General features: G+C 54.6%; 12 protein-coding genes. 6 read left to right on the top strand and 6 right to left on the bottom strand.

What is annotated here, in order from left to right; all coding sequences use genetic code 11:
• The first annotated feature begins 22 nt into the window (after positions 1-22).
• Genes KI242_RS04200 through KI242_RS04215 form a run of 4 tightly spaced genes read left to right on the top strand, consistent with a single transcriptional unit; the run spans position 23 to position 7,229 of the window.
• Positions 23-1,537 (top strand): class I SAM-dependent DNA methyltransferase, encoded by a 1,515-nt coding sequence (locus tag KI242_RS04200; protein WP_078469748.1) that lies wholly within the window; start codon positions 23-25, stop codon positions 1,535-1,537.
• A complete protein-coding gene (locus KI242_RS04205) occupies positions 1,534-3,060 on the top strand; it encodes a class I SAM-dependent DNA methyltransferase (RefSeq protein WP_212805934.1) in 1,527 nt (508 codons plus the stop codon). The genes KI242_RS04200 and KI242_RS04205 overlap by 4 nt, the downstream gene beginning before the upstream one ends.
• Positions 3,053-4,255 (top strand): restriction endonuclease subunit S, encoded by a 1,203-nt coding sequence (locus tag KI242_RS04210; RefSeq protein WP_212805935.1) that lies wholly within the window; start codon positions 3,053-3,055, stop codon positions 4,253-4,255. The genes KI242_RS04205 and KI242_RS04210 overlap by 8 nt, the downstream gene beginning before the upstream one ends.
• Positions 4,245-7,229: an HsdR family type I site-specific deoxyribonuclease gene (locus tag KI242_RS04215; RefSeq protein WP_212805936.1), complete on the top strand. Its 2,985-nt coding sequence runs from the start codon at positions 4,245-4,247 to the stop codon at positions 7,227-7,229. Before KI242_RS04210 ends, KI242_RS04215 begins: the two co-directional genes overlap by 11 nt.
• 355 nt (positions 7,230-7,584) lie before the next feature.
• On the opposite strand, the gene KI242_RS04220 is transcribed toward KI242_RS04215, so the two are convergent.
• On the bottom strand, positions 7,585-10,197 hold the full coding sequence (locus tag KI242_RS04220) for an AAA family ATPase (protein ID WP_212805937.1): 2,613 nt from the start codon (positions 10,195-10,197) through the stop codon (positions 7,585-7,587).
• A 491-nt stretch (positions 10,198-10,688) separates the two neighbouring features.
• On the opposite strand from KI242_RS04220, the gene KI242_RS04225 reads away from it, so the two are divergent.
• Positions 10,689-12,020, top strand: coding sequence for a hypothetical protein (locus tag KI242_RS04225; RefSeq protein ID WP_212805938.1), 1,332 nt, complete (start codon positions 10,689-10,691; stop codon positions 12,018-12,020).
• Between the two features lie 395 nt (positions 12,021-12,415).
• On the opposite strand, the gene KI242_RS04230 is transcribed toward KI242_RS04225, so the two are convergent.
• Complete coding sequence (locus KI242_RS04230) at positions 12,416-13,201, bottom strand: hypothetical protein (RefSeq protein WP_212805939.1); 786 nt, start codon at positions 13,199-13,201, stop codon at positions 12,416-12,418.
• A gap of 49 nt (positions 13,202-13,250) precedes the next feature.
• Positions 13,251-13,604: a hypothetical protein gene (locus KI242_RS04235; protein WP_078469755.1), complete on the bottom strand. Its 354-nt coding sequence runs from the start codon at positions 13,602-13,604 to the stop codon at positions 13,251-13,253.
• A 139-nt stretch (positions 13,605-13,743) separates the two neighbouring features.
• Between KI242_RS04235 and KI242_RS04240 the strand changes: the two genes are divergently transcribed.
• Positions 13,744-14,091: a helix-turn-helix transcriptional regulator gene (locus KI242_RS04240; RefSeq protein ID WP_212805940.1), complete on the top strand. Its 348-nt coding sequence runs from the start codon at positions 13,744-13,746 to the stop codon at positions 14,089-14,091.
• Positions 14,092-14,484: 393 nt separating this feature from the next.
• Here KI242_RS04240 and KI242_RS31640 read toward each other — a convergent pair whose 3' ends face one another.
• From KI242_RS31640 to KI242_RS04250, 3 genes are all read right to left on the bottom strand, one after another.
• Complete coding sequence (locus tag KI242_RS31640) at positions 14,485-14,673, bottom strand: hypothetical protein (RefSeq protein WP_244868164.1); 189 nt, start codon at positions 14,671-14,673, stop codon at positions 14,485-14,487.
• Positions 14,674-14,729: 56 nt separating this feature from the next.
• Positions 14,730-15,623 (bottom strand): hydrolase or metal-binding protein, encoded by an 894-nt coding sequence (locus KI242_RS04245; protein WP_212806361.1) that lies wholly within the window; start codon positions 15,621-15,623, stop codon positions 14,730-14,732.
• Positions 15,624-15,714: 91 nt separating this feature from the next.
• Positions 15,715-16,716 (bottom strand): lambda-exonuclease family protein, encoded by a 1,002-nt coding sequence (locus tag KI242_RS04250; protein WP_212805941.1) that lies wholly within the window; start codon positions 16,714-16,716, stop codon positions 15,715-15,717.
• Between the last annotated feature and the right edge of the window lie 67 nt (positions 16,717-16,783).

Here is a 16,783-nt window from a genome sequence, read left to right on the forward strand (position 1 = left end):
AGGCCGCTTTGCGGTGAATTTTATGAAAAGGGCTACTTTTTTGAGTGACCAACTAATTACCCTTAGTCAGCTCGAAAGCCACCTCTGGGAGTCCGCCAACATCCTGCGCGGTCCGGTAGATGCAGCTGATTTCAAGACCTACATCTTCCCGTTGTTGTTCTTCAAACGCATTTGCGACGTATGGGATGACGAGAATCGCGAAGTCGTTGAAGAGGGCGGCGATCCTGAGCTGGCACTTTTTCCTGAGTCGCATCGATTCCAGATTCCTGATTACTGCCACTGGGAGGATGTTCGCGAGAAGTCGATCAACGTAGGCGCAGCACTTCAATGGGCTATGCGCCAGATCGAAAAAGCAAACCCAGAAAGCCTCTACGGGGTATTCGGCGATGCGCAGTGGTCAAACAAGGATCGTCTGTCAGACCCATTACTCAAAGATTTGATCGAGCACTTCTCCAAGCTTCCACTAGGTAACAAAAATGTAAGTTCAGATCTTCTGGGCGATGCCTACGAATACCTGATCAAGAAATTTGCCGACGCCACCAACAAGAAAGCCGGTGAGTTCTATACCCCGCGCAGCGTAGTGCGGTTGATGATCGACATGCTTGATCCGAAAGAGGCCGACACCATCTATGACCCAGCCTGTGGGACGGGAGGTATGTTGCTCGCTGCCGTCCAGCACGTGAAGGAAAAACACGGCGATGTAAAACGCCTTTGGGGCAAGCTCTTCGGCCAGGAAAAAAACCTTACCACGTCTGCTATCGCTCGCATGAACTTGTTCCTGCACGGTATTGAAGACTTTCAGGTAGTGCGTGGCGACACGTTGCGCAACCCTGCGTTCTTTGAAGGCGACCATCTGGCGAGTTTCGACTGCGTGATCGCTAACCCTCCCTTCTCGCTTGAAAAATGGGGGGAGGAACAGTGGATCAATGATCCTTTCGGCCGCAATTTCGCTGGTCTGCCACCATCCAGTTCTGGCGACTTCGCCTGGGTACAACACATGGTTAAATCCATGGCTGATGCAACGGGACGAATGGCTGTGGTGCTACCCCAGGGGGCCCTATTCCGCAAAGGTGCCGAAGGCAGCATCCGCCAGAAGTTGTTAGAAATGGATTTGGTTGAAGCGGTTATCGGTCTCGCCCCTAATCTGTTCTACGGTACAGGCCTTGCCGCAAGTATCCTGGTCCTGCGCAAACGCAAGCCGGTAGAACACAGAAATAAAGTGTTAATCGTCGACGCATCACGCCTGTTCAAGCGAGGTCGTGCGCAAAACTTCCTTGACACGGTTCATGCCGATGAAATCCTGGCCTGGTATCAAAGCTTTACCGATGTGCAGGATGCAGCAAAGGTCGTCACCCTCGATGAAATTAAGGCGGAAGACTGGACGCTGAACATTTCGCGGTATGTCCTACCTCCGCTGCGAGAAGACATCCCGCCACTGCCTGACGCCATCGCGGCATTTAAGGACGCACTCACCCGCTGTCGCGAGGCCGAAGAACAGCTCGCGAAGCTCATGGCAGAAGGGGACTGGCTTAAATGAGTTATCTAAGCAAACGCATCACCCAACGAGAGCTCGAAAGCTACCTGTGGGGCGCAGCCGTGCTGCTGCGCGGCCTCATCGACGCAGGCGACTACAAGCAGTTCATCTTCCCCCTACTGTTCTACAAACGTGTGGCCGATGTATGGGAGGAGGAATACCAGGCGGCGCTAGCCAACTCCGCCGGGGACCTCTCTTACGCCAAGTTTGCTGAAAACCACAGATTTCAGATTCCTGAGGGAGCCCATTGGAAGGATGTAAGGCAAACCGCAATGAGCGTGGGTGCTGCGATTCAAAGGGCCATGCGAGCAATCGAGACGGCCAATCCAGATCTGCTGGACGGCATTTTCGGTGACGCTCCCTGGACCAACCGTGAGCGTTTGCCTGACGAAACGCTGAAAAACCTTATAGAACACTTCTCCACTCAGACATTGTCAGTGGCCAACGTGCCGGAGGACGAGCTCGGTAACGCCTACGAATACCTGATCAAAAAGTTCGCCGATGACTCGGGCCATACGGCCGCCGAGTTCTACACCAACCGCACCGTGGTACACCTGATGACGCAACTCCTGGAGCCGCAGGCGGGCGAGTCGATCTACGACCCCACCTGCGGCACAGGCGGCATGCTGATCTCGGCATTGGACGAAGTGAAGCGCTCTGGTGGCGAATACCGCACGCTCAGGCTCTACGGGCAGGAGCGCAACCTCATCACGTCGTCCATCGCCCGTATGAATTTATTCCTGCACGGCGTGGAAGACTTCGAGATCATCCGTGGTGACACCCTGGCTGACCCCAAGCACATCGCGGGCGACCGACTTCGCCAGTTCGACGTGATCCTAGCCAACCCGCCGTACTCCATCAAGCAGTGGAGCCGCGAGGCTTGGAGCAGTGACAAGTGGGGCCGTAACTCGCTGGGCACCCCGCCGCAGGGTCGCGCCGATTACGCCTTCCAGCAGCACATCCTGACTAGCCTCACGACCAAGGGGCGTAGTGCAGTGCTCTGGCCCCACGGCGTGCTGTTTCGCAACGAAGAGCAGGCCATGCGCGCCAAGATGATCGAGCAGGACTGGGTGGAGGCCGTGATCGGCTTGGGCCCCAACCTGTTCTACAACTCCCCGATGGAGTCGTGCATCGTTATCTGTAACCGCAAGAAGTCGGCCGTACGCAAAGGCAAGGTGATCTTCATCGACGCGGTGAACGAGGTCACGCGGGAAAGTGCACAGAGCTTTCTGAAATCCGAGCACCAGCAGCGCATCCTGACTGCCTACAAGACGTTTGCGGATGAGCCCGGCTTCGCCAAGGTCGCCACCTTGGCCGAGATCGGCGCCAGCGCTGGCAACCTGTCAATCCCGCTTTACGTGAAACGCATTGCCGCCGCCATCGCAACCGATAGTAATGGCGACGCGTTATCGCTGCGCTCCTCCTGGGAGCGGTTGCAGAACGAAGGCCGCGCCTTCTGGCAGCAGATGGATGCGCTTGTAGACACGCTGGATGGGATGATTGCGGAGGACATCGATCGTGTCTGATAAGAACAGTAAAGCGCTAAAGCCCGGCTGGCGGCGGGTGAAGTTTGGCGACGTGGTGCGCCTCTCGAAAGCCCGCAGCCAAGATCCGCTGACAGATGGCTTTGATCGCTATGTTGGCATGGAGCATCTGGAGCCGGGCGATTTGCGCATTCGCAGTTGGGGCAATGTCGCTGACGGCGTGACCTTCACCAGCGTGTTCCAGCCCGGGCAGGTGCTGTTTGGCAAGCGCCGCGCTTACCAGCGCAAGGTGGCCGTGGCGGATTTTGCCGGAGTTTGCTCCGGTGACATCTATGTGCTTGAAACAAAGGACGTGCAGGTCTTGCTGCCGGGTTTGCTGCCTTTCATTTGCCAGACCGAGGCTTTTTTCGATCACGCGGTAGGCACATCGGCCGGCTCGTTGAGCCCCCGTACCAACTGGACGAGTTTGGCGGATTTCGAGTTCTCGCTGCCGCCGATGGATGAGCAACATCGTCTCGTCAAGCTTCTCGGCGCTATTGAAGAATGCTTGGTTTCGTTTGTGGAAGCGGACCTCGCGACAATAGCACTAGAAAACTCACGCCTTGAAGACGCGCTGGCTTCGGTGCAGGCTGACCGTTTCATTACGGTCGACAAACTCGTGCCAAAGGGGCCAAAAAACGGGGTGTCCCCGAAAGCTAACGCTGACGAGCGAGGATATCCAACTCTCAGTATCGGCGCCGTAAGGGATGGTCGCATTGTGACAGAGGGCAATACTAAGTACGCCGAGATATCCGAAACTGAAGCTGCTACGTTTGAACTGAAGGCCAACGACGTTCTTGTTGTGCGTGGAAACGGCAACAAGCTACTCACAGGCAAGTGCGGTCTTGTCGATGTTGTGCCAAAGGGTTGTTTCTATCCAGACCTGCTTATTCGACTGAAGTTTGACGAGAACATCATCAGGCCAGAGTTTGCGGTTTGGCAGTGGAACAGCCAGAGCACGCACAATCGACTGATCTCTCGCGCCAAATCCACAAACGGAATCTGGAAGATCAACGGTGCTGATATTCGCCAGCACCAGCTCAAGGTGCCAGAAGTAGAAGAACAGGATGCTCTGTTGGCAGAGATGAGAGCGATTCGGTCGGCTCGGAAAGACATAGCTACTCGCAAGGAGGCGGCGCAGAACCTGAAACTGCACGCGCTCGAGTCAATTGAGAATAGGGGCGCAAATGGCATTTAACGAATCCAACACCGTCGAAGCCTACGTCCGCGACCTGCTCGCGGGCCCCATCAAGGCTGTCCCGACCAATATCGTCCAAGAATCGCAAGTCAGCTACGGCCCCAATCCAAAAGGCATCGGCTGGCGCTACGCGGTGCCGACTGAAGTGCCGCGCCAGATTCAGGACGTGCTGGTCGAGCCCTGGCTGCGGGATGCGCTGATCCGTCTGAACCCTGATATTGCTGCACAGCCCGACCGCGCTGACGAAGTGCTCTACAAGCTGCGCGCCATCGTGTTGTCTGTGCGTTCGGATGGCCTGATACGCGCCAACGAGGAAATGACCGCTTGGATGCGTGGCGAGCGCTCGATGCCCTTCGGCCAGAACAACGAGCATTTGCCGGTACGGCTGATCGATATGGACGACTTGTCGCAGAACCAGTACATCGTCACCCAGCAGTACACCTACCGTGCCGGCCCCACTGAGCGCCGCGCCGATCTAGTGCTTTTGGTCAACGGTCTGCCGCTGGTGCTGATCGAGGCCAAGACGCCGGTCAAGAAATGCATCAGCTGGGTCGATGGTGCAGTGCAGGTACACGATGACTACGAGAAATTCGTGCCAGAGCTGTTCGTCTGCAATGTGTTCTCGGTGGCCACCGAGGGCAAAGCCTACCACTTCGGATCCGTTGGCCTGCCGGTTAAGGACTGGGGGCCGTGGCATCTGGATGGAGGCGATGCGCAGCACCATCCGCTGAGGTCACTCAAGCTGTCGGCCGAGAGCATGTTGCGGCCGCATGTGGTGTTGGACATCCTCGGAAGCTTCACCCTGTTCGCCACAGACAAGAAGCAGCGCCGCATCAAGGTTATCTGCCGCTATCAGCAGTACGAGGCAGCTAACAAGATTGTCGAGCGCGTGCTGGCAGGCTACCCCAAGAAAGGCCTGATCTGGCACTTCCAGGGCTCGGGCAAGTCGCTGTTGATGGTGTTTGCCGCGCAAAAACTGCGGATGCACGCCGGGTTGAAGAACCCCACTGTGTTGATCGTGGTGGACCGAATCGACCTGGATAGCCAGATCACCGGCACCTTCACCGGGGCGGACATTCCCAATCTGGAAAAGGCCGATACGCGCGAGAAGCTGCAGCAACTGCTAGCGCAGGATGTGCGCAAAATCATCATCACGACGATCTTCAAGTTCGGCGAGGCCACAGGCAGCCTGAACGATCGCAGCAACATCATTGCACTGGTGGACGAAGCACACCGCACGCAAGAAGGCGATCTGGGCCGTAAGATGCGCGAGGCCCTGCCCAATGCATTTCTGTTCGGTCTGACTGGCACACCCATCAACCGTGCCGACCGCAACACCTTTTACGCCTTTGGTGCCGACGAGGACGAAAAGGGCTACATGAGCCGGTATGGTTTCGAAGAATCGATCCGCGACGGCGCCACGCTGAAACTACACTTCGAGCCGAGACTGATCGACCTGCATATCGACAAGGCAGCCCTCGACGCTGCCTATAAAGATTTGACCGGTGGCTTGTCGGACCTTGATAAGGACAACCTCGCCAAGACCGCCGCAAAGATGGCCGTGTTGGTTAAGACCCCCGAGCGTATCCGCAAGGTGTGTGAGGACATTGTTCAGCACTTTCAGGGCAAGGTAGAGCCCAATGGCTTCAAGGGCCAGATCGTCACCTTCGACCGTGAGTCGTGCCTTCTGTTCAAGGCGGAGTTGGATAAGCTGCTGCCACCGGAGGCCACCGATATCGTTATGTCGGTGCAGGCCGCTGATAAGAAGGCGCACCCGGAGTACGCTACTTACGACCGCTCGCGCGATGAAGAAGAACGGCTGCTCGACCGCTTCCGCGACCCGGCCGACCCGCTGAAGCTGATCATCGTCACAGCCAAGCTACTGACCGGCTTCGATGCGCCGATCTTGCAGGCGATGTACCTGGATAAGCCTTTGCGTGACCACACCTTATTGCAGGCGATCTGCCGGGTGAACCGGACATACTCCGAGCAGAAGACCCATGGTCTGATCGTGGATTATCTGGGCATCTTCGACGATGTTGCTGCTGCGCTGGAGTTTGATGACCAGAGCGTCAAACAGGTTGTTAGCAACATCCAAGAGCTGAAGGACAAGCTGCCCGAAGCGATACAGAAGTGCCTGGCCTTTTTCCCCGGCATCGATCGTGACCAGCAAGGCTATGAAGGCCTGATGGCTGCGCAGGAGTGTTTGCCGAACAACGAGGTGCGGGACAACTTTGCCGCCGAATACAGCGTACTTAACAAGATCTGGGAGGCGTTGTCGCCCGACTTGGTGCTAGGTTCCTTCGAGAAAGACTACAAGTGGCTGTCACAGGTGTATCAGTCGGTGCAGCCTTCCAGCGGTCACGGCAAGCTGATCTGGCACTCACTAGGCGCCAAGACTATCGAGCTGATTCACCAGAACGTGCATGTGGATGCGGTGCGCGATGACCTCGACACCCTGGTGCTGGACGCCGATTTGCTAGAGGCAGTTCTCTCGAACCCTGACCCGAAGAAGGCGAAGGAAATCGAGATAAAGCTTAAGCGCCGGCTTCGTGGGCACAGTGGCAACCCCAAGTTCAAGCAATTATCGGAGCGACTTGATGCCTTGAAAGATCGCTTCGAGTCCGGGCAGATCAACAGCGTGGAGTTTTTGAAAGCTTTGCTGGAGATCGCCAAGGAAACGCGTCAGGCCGAGAAGGAAATACCGCCCGAAGAGGACGAGGATCGCGGTAAGGCAGCACTGACCGAGTTGTTTAACGAGGTTAAGACGGCTGATACGCCGATCATGGTCGAGCGGGTAGTCGCGGACATTGATGAGATCGTGCGTTTAGTGCGCTTCCCTGGCTGGCAGGGTACGCAAGCAGGTGAGCGTGAGGTCAAGAAAGCCCTGCGCAAAGCTCTCTTCAAGTACAAGCTGCACGCGGATGAAGAGCTGTTCGAGAAAGCCTATAGCTACATCCGACAGTATTACTAAGGGGGCAGGGATGCTTCAACAGTTGTAATCACGACAAGGACCAGTACGGTGAACGGTGCATTCTCGGCGTTGTACGACTAGACGATTTGAACATCCGGAGCCATGTCCACTATGCGATGCGCTATGTGGTCAAAAATCACCATTTGGGTATGAAACCGTTGCGAGGTAATTGCCTGCGTAAAGGACAGCTTCGGTGACCCAAGCGTTATGACCGAAGTACACCCTTGATTCTGCTCAACCGTAATGCTGTGAAGGGGTGAGCGGCCAAGTGCCGCCCTCCCTTGTAGTTGTGCCATTAGACTGCCCTAAACCTGCCAGCTTGATCAGGAAGCGCTGGCTCCGAGCAACCTTGCGATCACCCTCGAGCTTTTGCGATTGTCTTCAGGCGATCATCGACGGTCTTACGCCACGCATCCAGCTTCGCAATGTCCTGTTCCAGTTCATCGGGCTCTGGAACGGGCAACCTTCCAACCGCCATTGCCGCATCGTGCTCGAATTTGGAGCTTTTAGTCATTCCGGCATCAATTTCGTGATAGTCGTCATCGGTCACGACGACAGACTTGAGGCGTTGAGTTGAAACGCCCTCGCCGAACCGCTGAACAGCACCATTAAGAAGAACTTCCTCGATACATCGCTCCCATGCAAGACGCAGCTTTCCATAGCAAGCTGCGGTAAGGTGGCGATGATCGTCATCATTTCCCACTTTCTGCGCCTTGCGAACCTCCACCAGCATATCCCTAAGTCGAGCCAGGCGGCCTTTGGTGCCCAAAACGTCGAAGGGCAAGTCTTGGGAGTGGACACCAAAGCCTTGCTCTGTCCTGCGGATGTAGTTTTTGGTCAGTGTGCCAGCCAGCTCCTCGATTTTTTGCTCCAAAATGCAAAGGAAGTAGATGTCATGTGTGAAGATAATCACTTGACGAGTCAGAGACTCTATTGCCAGACGCTCAGCCACCTCCCACCGGCGCCGGTGGTCAAGCGAAGAGACCGGATCATCGAACACGATGCCGCCGCGTCCCTTGCCAAGTTTGATCTCAGCTAGGAAGGAAGCGATAGCAATCGCGCGCTGTTCCCCTTCGCTTAGAATTGCCCCAGGTGCACCACCACCGGGCAGTTGCAAGACAAGCTTGAATTGCGTCCGGCCCCCAGGCGATTCCGGCTTCATTACTACTTGTAGCTGATGCACCTTGAGCCGCTTGAGTTCTTCGTTAAGGGCATCGGCTAATTCCTGGCTAGCCGTTGTACGAGAAAGCTCGGTGGACTTCCTGGATATGCCACGGGCATCCAGGCTGTCGATGCAGATTTGCAGCTTGCGACAAATTTCATGCTTGGCTAAAGCCTCCAAAACAGCGTCTTTGACCTCTGCGAGCCGCACACGAGCGTCGAACTCACGTTTCTCGGCAACCATGGCGGCACGTACCACCTCATCAGCGGTGGCTTCCAGCGCCTTCGCCTGCTCTTGCAATTCTTCAATGATGATAGTCAAAGCATGCTGTGGGTTGGCCGATAGTTTCGGAACTTCGGCCCACGGGAGGTCCGCTGCAGCTGCCCGTAACGTGGACTTCTGCCGGAGGAGCAGGCTGTCCTGCATTGATGTGCATTCTGCTGCTAGGATTGGATCAATCTCTGTCAGTTCCTCAATCAGCGCATCGCGGAACATCACATCTAGAACGGCTTGCTGGATTGCCCTATAGGCGGATGCCGCGAGCTCTCGCGCTTGCTTCGCAGTCTGCTCGGCTTTCTGTTTGATGAAGACATCGAATCGGACAAGACGCGCAGCCCCCTCCGGGCCGAGGGCATTTTGGCAAAGCGGGCAGGCAGCGCCCTCAGAAAGATCTGGGAACTCATGGCCAGGGTGGCAAGTTTGGGCGAATACTCGGGCCGCTTCGAAGAGAGCCTTCCACTCCTCTCCGCCGGTGCCGATCAACTGCCCAGGGGTCTGCTTGAATTCGGTTGAGGCCAGTTCAGCTGCGGACTTTGCCGTTTTGGATTTTTCAATGAGTGCTTGAAGTTGGGTGATCTTATCGTCGTCGACAAAGACTATCGCCGTAGCGATACGACCCTTCAATCCAGCGAATCGCGTGGCTTTTTGGCGCAGCGCTTGGGCCTTCTGCTTTGGGTCGGCTTCCGACAAGGTCTTGGTCAGAAGAGTTAGCCGGTTCTGCTCAGCCTCGGTGACCTTAGCCAGTGCTTCAATTTGATCTGCTTTGGTCTTGGCCGGTATACCGAGAAGCGCCACCGCAACTGCCGTTTGTTCCTTCGTCAGCGCCACATATGCCGCGTCACTCGGAGCGTTTGCCGTCTTGTCCTGCGTGGCACGAGCCTTGAGTTTGTTGCATGCACTGGCCAGACCTTCCAGGATGTCCAGCCCATATGGGGCGTAGGCGAAGTCGCCATGGTTGTCGATGTAGGCGCGAGCGCAGTAGGTATCGAAGATGGATATGTCTGATAGCGGCTCGGGAGCAGCGGCTCCATAGCGCCAGGGTAAGTCTGTGGCAACACCGTCTATCATCGTCTCGAATACAGCTTGAGCTACGCCGGCATTTTTGGGGTCGAGGTTCGCATTGGGAAGGATCGGTTCGCGTCGGTCCCTTGCGCGGCACGCATGCTTGAATACCCTGGAGTAGCCCGACTTACCGGCGCCGTTCTCACCATAGATGACGGTCAAGCCTGTCAATGCAATTGGGACACTGCCGCCATGCGCCAACGCGTTGACATGAGCCAAATCCTTGATGGCAACCAACTGAACGATTCGAGCTGGATCGACAGGTGGGGCAACCTGGGCATCTTGAAGCTTTTTGGGTTTGCGACTTTCTGGGTCCGGAATTCCGGCTTCTACTTTGACCAGCGCATATAGGTCCTCAAGATCGACTGCGCTAAGCGTCCGATCCTCATAGAGCCTGGCTACTGCATCTTGTTGCCAGTCTGCGAGCCCCTTAGACCACGCATGGATCTCTTGGATAATGGTCACCAGCCTTCCTCCTTGTTCGCGAGTTTTACCAAAACCGATTGTTGGTCCCTCTAATTACAGCAGATGATATTAATTTGCTATTGTGAGGCGAGCTTTTCTTGATTGCTCCAATCGAGCCCCGTCTATCGCGGCACCTGGTTTTTGGTCGTACTCTGCCGATTGCTACCATGTCATCTATAGAGCAACGAGCTGGCGGCACCAATTCGATCCGATGATCTGGCGGTAACCGTCCGGGCAGCACATCTCCTGCCTTTCAACTGATTTTCTCAATGCAGAAGAACAAGCAGTGAGTCTCATTGTCTGGCGAAGGTAACGTCGAAGCCGTTACCAAGAGCCTAACCATTGGCTGGTATGGGAATACTCGATGGGGGGCGATTACCAGGCAAAAACCGTAATCTTGATGTCAGATACCCCGTTCGTTCGTTCGAGCGGTGCGTGCTTGCAGTTATGGCTTAGTGTTTTTATTGAAAAAAATATAGGGTAGGTAGGGAATGATTTTTAGTAAAAAGGATCTTAAGCAGTTCAAAAGAAATCAGCTAGATTCCGATAGTGTTAAAATTAGCAAAACATTCTGCTCGGTGTGCTCTGCTATAATAACTTTTTCGCAGGTTTGGACCATGGAGGTAAATGCTGGAGTCATTACTCTCCCCGCGCAAGACGACAATGGTTATATCCTTGGTGCGTGTAATAATTGCTCGCATCAATTCAGTATCCATGTCGTCAATCCAGACTACAGCGCCTTCTCTGAGGGCGCATCCTTAATTGGTTATATCCTAGAGGACGAGGCAACTGCTGAGGAAATCAATAAGCTTGCGGCATTTCCAAATTTAACGCAGGTCTTGAGTCGTGAACTCGATATGAATCGGCGTTCTCATGTGTATGATTACGCTGGTCGCGCTCTATATGAGTGCGAAAAGTGTAGTGCGGGATTGGACGGTTTTATTTTTGAAGAGCTGAGAAGAAACTTCAAATCTATTTTTGCTGAATTCTCAGATTATTACAGTTGGTCGTTGAAGCATGGTCGCGGCCTTCCTCCAGAGTACATGTTTATTCGTATGTCATTTAATTGCTTGTGCGGAAGTAGCTATGTCTCCTTTCTGAGCAAACCATACGTAGAGAGCTTTGAGTTTGATGAGTGTGATTTTTCCATATGTAATGTAGTTGGTGCAAAACCTATTTCCCAGACAATTCGCCCTGGCGTGTACTCTAAGAGCCAAATAATGCAATGGCTTCACAAGCTATTGGTACGTTGGACGGTATTGTTCGATAAAATCTACATCATTGTCCCGTTTGTGGGGCACCAGTGGATGAAGGATCAAGATCTAGTCGACACTTGGCTTGAGCTAATTCTTCGAGCAGACCCTGGCAAGGTTCGGTTGGTAACCCGTAAGGGCCAGCTAAATTCCTTCAAGAAAGCTTATCAGCAATCTAAAGGTATAGATTACTCTTTGTTGGAGAAGTTGGATTTGGCTTCGCGCTTATTGCGTGAGGTGGTTCCAGATTCTAAATTCCATGCCAAAATTTATGGCGCGGTGTCGAAGTCTGGATGTGAGGTTTTCAGCGGATCAGCAAACCTCTTAAGTGGACCGTCTAAAGAAGTCATGCACTTTACCGAGCTGGAGGATATGGAGGTATTCGATGACGCATTCATCAATCCTCTAAATCTGACTTTCAACGAGGAGGCCTGGGAAACCGGAAAACGTTATTCTCTTCTATTTGATGGGGCTGAAAACTTCAGCACTCGTGGTGCCACGAGTACTGTTCACAGTGGTGAATATCGAGACCTGATGCTTTTTGACCAGTTGCCAAAACGCGCCTTTTGATTCGATCGCGGGAGAAAAATCGGCACAAAATTTGGTTCGGTCGGGGGCTTGGCTCTTTATGCAGTGATACAAGGTATTGGACTGCCCAGCCCCTATTAATTATCGATACTACAATCGCACTAAAGGCCTGCACTGGCGATAGGTATGTCAAGTTGTTTGCATGCTGGATAATTTGGGCTTTTAGGGGCTTAGGGTAGAAGTCGGTTAGCGCATGGGCATCTCGATCCTGACATAATCAGGATAGAGTGGGGGCCATCGTTGGACTCTTATGGTCTGGGCGCGATTATGCTTTGGCAAAAATAAAAAATCTTGGCTAGTAATGGGGGCGTATGCCCCCTGTTATTGGGGTTAGCAAGGCGCGACTATTCTAGATTGTCCGGCAGTGCTCAGGATTGTTATGGCAACAGATAGCCCATCGGCTGGTCGTCTTTGTCGAAGCAGAGGATGGCCTCGCAGTGACCTCCTAGCTGGTCGGCATTCGATTCGCTGATGTCCGGCAACCATTTGCCCAGTTCAGCTACTGGCACTTTCTTGCTGTTGATGTAGCAGTCGTCATCCATGCGCGGATTGCACCAGGCAGTTTTGACTTCTGGCCATTCGGATTGGGGATTAGAAGGGGATTTTGCTACTGATGCTGCCTCGCCCTTCGTCTGATTCCACGCTGTCCAACCCCCGATGTAGCGTTTGTCGAAGGTCGAGACCAGTTCATTGTCCGGGACACCTGCATCCAGGTAGAACTTCATCAGTAGACTGCCTGCTTCGACGTACGACACTTGACGAGTGGCGTCGGTACGGTAGGCGACTGGCTTGCCGTCAGTGCTACTGCCTATGCGATACCAGATCGAGAGTTGGAACGGAGTGTCCTCCTTCCAGTTACCTACATCCGCACCTTGGATTCGACAGTTACCACGCTGACACATGCCGTTGACTTTGTTGGTGATGCGGACATTTTGCTGGCGCTGAGCGTCCCAGATATCCACGTACCGCGTGCTGGTGAGCCAAGTGCAGAAGAGCATGGGTTGGCCAGTTGCTGCAGAGCGAGTGACACATGGAATCGCTTCCGGGAGGTTGTGAGTCGATTTCTCGTCTGGAAAGAAAGCCGCTGTCCCTTGGTACGCGGAGATCTCAGCGTTGGCGTGAGCACAGGACGCGAGAAGAAGGATGCTGAGGATACGGTTCATGGTTTATTTCTTACTATGAAGGGTTTGACGAGAGGGCTGAGCAAAGCTGCTATTTCTTGTAAACAACCTTTAGCCGCTTGTTGACGTAGTCTTTGATGATTTCGTAGTCGGGGTTGTACGTAACTAGTGTATGACCTACGCCTGCTGCAGCCGTTAATGTCGCTATGGTCAATGTGGCTGGTGTTGTGAGGACAGTGAATACGGCGCCGAGTGCACCGCCTTGCACTACTGCACTTTTCACATCGCTTTTAACTCGACACTTCATCCCCAGGTTTTCAATCTTGGTTTCAACCTGTTTGATACCTGCCATGAAATTGCCCCTGAGACCATGGATCTCGAAGGACGCTTTACTTTTCACGAGACCTTCAATCTGCGCTTCATTCAGACCTGTTACGACGATCATGGTTTTTCTGAGCTCCCTGCAAGAGATAGTGGTTTTGAGAAAGGACGCGATATAAACCTTTTAGGTTGAGTCTCAACTTAATAAGTCCTTCATGTCAACGGGTTGATAGCCAACCATCCAGGTTGAACTGGAGGGCGGCATGTCAAAAACCAAATCGAAGCAGTTGGCTGAGCTTGTTGGCCAAGCAATTGCTCGCCAGCGTGCTCGTTGCAAGCTGAGTCAGGAGCAGGTTGCGGAAAGGCTTGGGATTGGAAGCGAGGCCGTATCCCGTATCGAGCGAGGGATCGTTATGCCTAACATCGAGCGTTTGGTGGAGCTGGCAGCGGTTTTTCGTTGTGAAACGGCTGACCTGCTGACCGAGGGGAGTTCACGCCCTGAGGATCAGGCGCGGAGGCTTTATGACTTGCTGTCTAGGCTGGAGGCGCATGACCGCGACTTCGTCATGGACATGGTGGAGCGTCTTGTCACTAGGCTTGATTGCGACTGATGGGCTCAGTCACGGCGGTTACTTTGTTGTTTCAGAGGATTATTTTTCTCCAGGCTCGTCGAACAGAGCACCGCAGCGTAGGCACAAACAGTTGAACCCCGCGAAGTGATATTTGGCGACCTCCTCCGCTACCCGCAACGCTGATGGATACGCTGGAGTGATAGCGGCCAACCCATTGATGAGCAGATGGCTACCTGGCGCTTGGGTGTTCTCATTAGATTTCTGCGCTTTTCGCAGCGCGCTGTCAGCCAGGCCGAGTAACAGGGCAATGTCTTTGGCTGCTTCCCTAGTTAGGACGGCCTTGGAGTCGCAGATCAAGCAGTATCGAAGCATGACTCATTCTCCTGCTAAAAGCGGCCGTGTGCATGGCCGCTGACGGTTACTTGGAATATTTCAGGTGGGATTTCCCCGACTGGGGGAAATTAGTCTGAGCAAGCGACTCAGGATCCAGAAGGCCAGCACCACAGCCAGTAACAGCGGTGGGAAGCGCAGCATGAGCAGAATGCTCAGCACCAGCGCTCCGGCGCCTGCAAGCGAGCCGACGAATATGAATAAGCAGAGCAAAAATCGCAGTAGCGACATGGCGTGTCTCCAAGATCTTATGCCTGGCCGATGTACTTGGTACCGACGGGTTTGATTCAGTGGGCCTGCGAGGTGAGGGCTTCTAGTTTTCCCGCGAGGGAGTTGGGAGCTGGCTGCGATTCATCCTGGCTAGAGGTGCTGGCGGGCTCCGAGTTTACGAAGAACTCCTCGATCACGACGTGACTGTCCTCCTCGCTGTCCTCGAAGGCGCCGTTGCCGAAGCCTCGGCGAGCCGCGTCATCTAGAGCCCTCTGATCGAAACCTGCTGTTTGCCGCTGTTTATCCAGCTCGCTCGCCTTCTGCAGTGCTTCGCTCATATCCATGCCAGCGCGTATCGTGAGGTCGACATAGAAGATCGGCGTGCCATGGCTTTGCCGTGTGGATTTACCGCGTAGACGCAGCTCCATCGGCAGGCAAGCCAGTCGATTGCCCGAGATGGCCTGGAAGTAATGCAGTCGAGCGGCCAGGGTGCGGATGCTGTTGAATCCGGTGGTGCGGAACACAAAGCTACCCAACGAATCCTCATCACCGATAATCACATTCAGTCGCCCGTAAGGCTTGCAGGCACCGCCTTTGGCCAGTGGGCAGGCATCGGGCGAAGGGCAGGGCAGAGACTGTATGCCGTCCTGGGCAGCGCGCTTGCAGGTTTCACCATTGCCCACGCACAACGGTCGCCCAGACTGCCGGTCGAACAGGGTGTAATCGGCCCGGAAATTCAGCTCCGGTTCGTTGAACAATAGGCGTATAGGAATACTGCGCAGCTTGTCTTCCTTACTCTGGCGCAGTTCGTCGTTGAGTGGATGTAGCAGCCAGCCATCCCTGCTTTGTACTTGGGATGTGATGGTGAACTGATCATCTTTCTCCGGCAGGCGTTTACCGTTTCTTTCAACGACTTTGCCGATGGAGATGCGTCCGAGCACGGGTGGAGTCAGTGCTAAGCCTTTCAACATGATGGTTCTCCTGGAAATGAAAAAAGACCAGTCACGCAGCGCGAACTGCATGGACTGGCCAAGGGGGAGGGAAGAGTGAAAGAGGTGGAAATCAGCCGACCAGGAAACGCCTTGCACCGGGTTTCAGCAGCGGGTACTTGGCCTGCAGGTAGGGCTTGTTCTGGAGCAGTTGAGCGACATCGAGACCGATGCTGTCCTTGGCCTTGCGCCAGGAGACGTAGCCGCTGGAGAACTCCGCCCGACTGGCATCGCCCATGGCCTGCTGCAGCATCTGCTTGAGCTCAGCCTCGCGCTTTTCCTTGTCGGCAATCGACTGGCGTACGGCCTTGAGCTCTAAGTAGGCCGCAGCCAATCCTGCATGGCCGCTGAAGTCGACGCTCTGACCGTTGTCCTCCGGGTACAGGCAGCGCAAAGCCGCCTCGGCCGATGCACTGCCGTCGGCTGGCGGCGGGGTATCGGTTTCCACGTAGTTCCAAAACTTACGCTCCAGTTCGATCAGGCGGGCGATCATCTGCTCATCTCGCTCGATGCGATGGATCTCCAGGTGCTGACCGCCGAGTAGCACCGCTACATCTGCCGCCTGCTTGCCGGTGACTGCGAGTTGGTGCATCACTTGCAGTTCTACATACTCGGGTACACCTTCCTTCCAGAGACGTGCCCCGTTTATGCCGGCGGTCTTACATTCGAGGATCTGCACGTCGTCTGCGGCGATCACCTCACGGTCAATGTTGGCTAGCATCCAGGACATATCCGGATTCGGATGCTGCAGTACGGCGTTGATACGTCGCACCTTATTCTTAGTACGCTTGCTGTAGTGCCAGGCCACGATTGGTTCCAACACGTTGCCCCAGTACATCGGACTTTCTTCATCATGTGGGTCGGCTTTTGGCAGAGTGGTGTCTCGACCGGTTTTCTCCAGCCACAGCTCCAACTGCGATTTGTAGGGATTTAGACCCACCGCAGCGCCGGCATCTGAGCTGCCGATGCCTTGCTTGCGCACCGCCAGCCAATCTTCACGAGGCAGTTCCTTGGTGCTTATCAGGCGCAGCGCTGGACGAGCCTTGCTAGTGCTGCGCAACGGAGTAGCGTTCATAGCGTTCACCTTGCAGAAATAGAAACGTCCGATCAGCCTCGTTGCTGATCGGGCGTTTTGGGGGGAG

Origin of the sequence: Pseudomonas sp. Eqa60, assembly GCF_018326405.1 — a bacterium.
GTDB lineage: Bacteria > Pseudomonadota > Gammaproteobacteria > Pseudomonadales > Pseudomonadaceae > Aquipseudomonas > Aquipseudomonas protegens.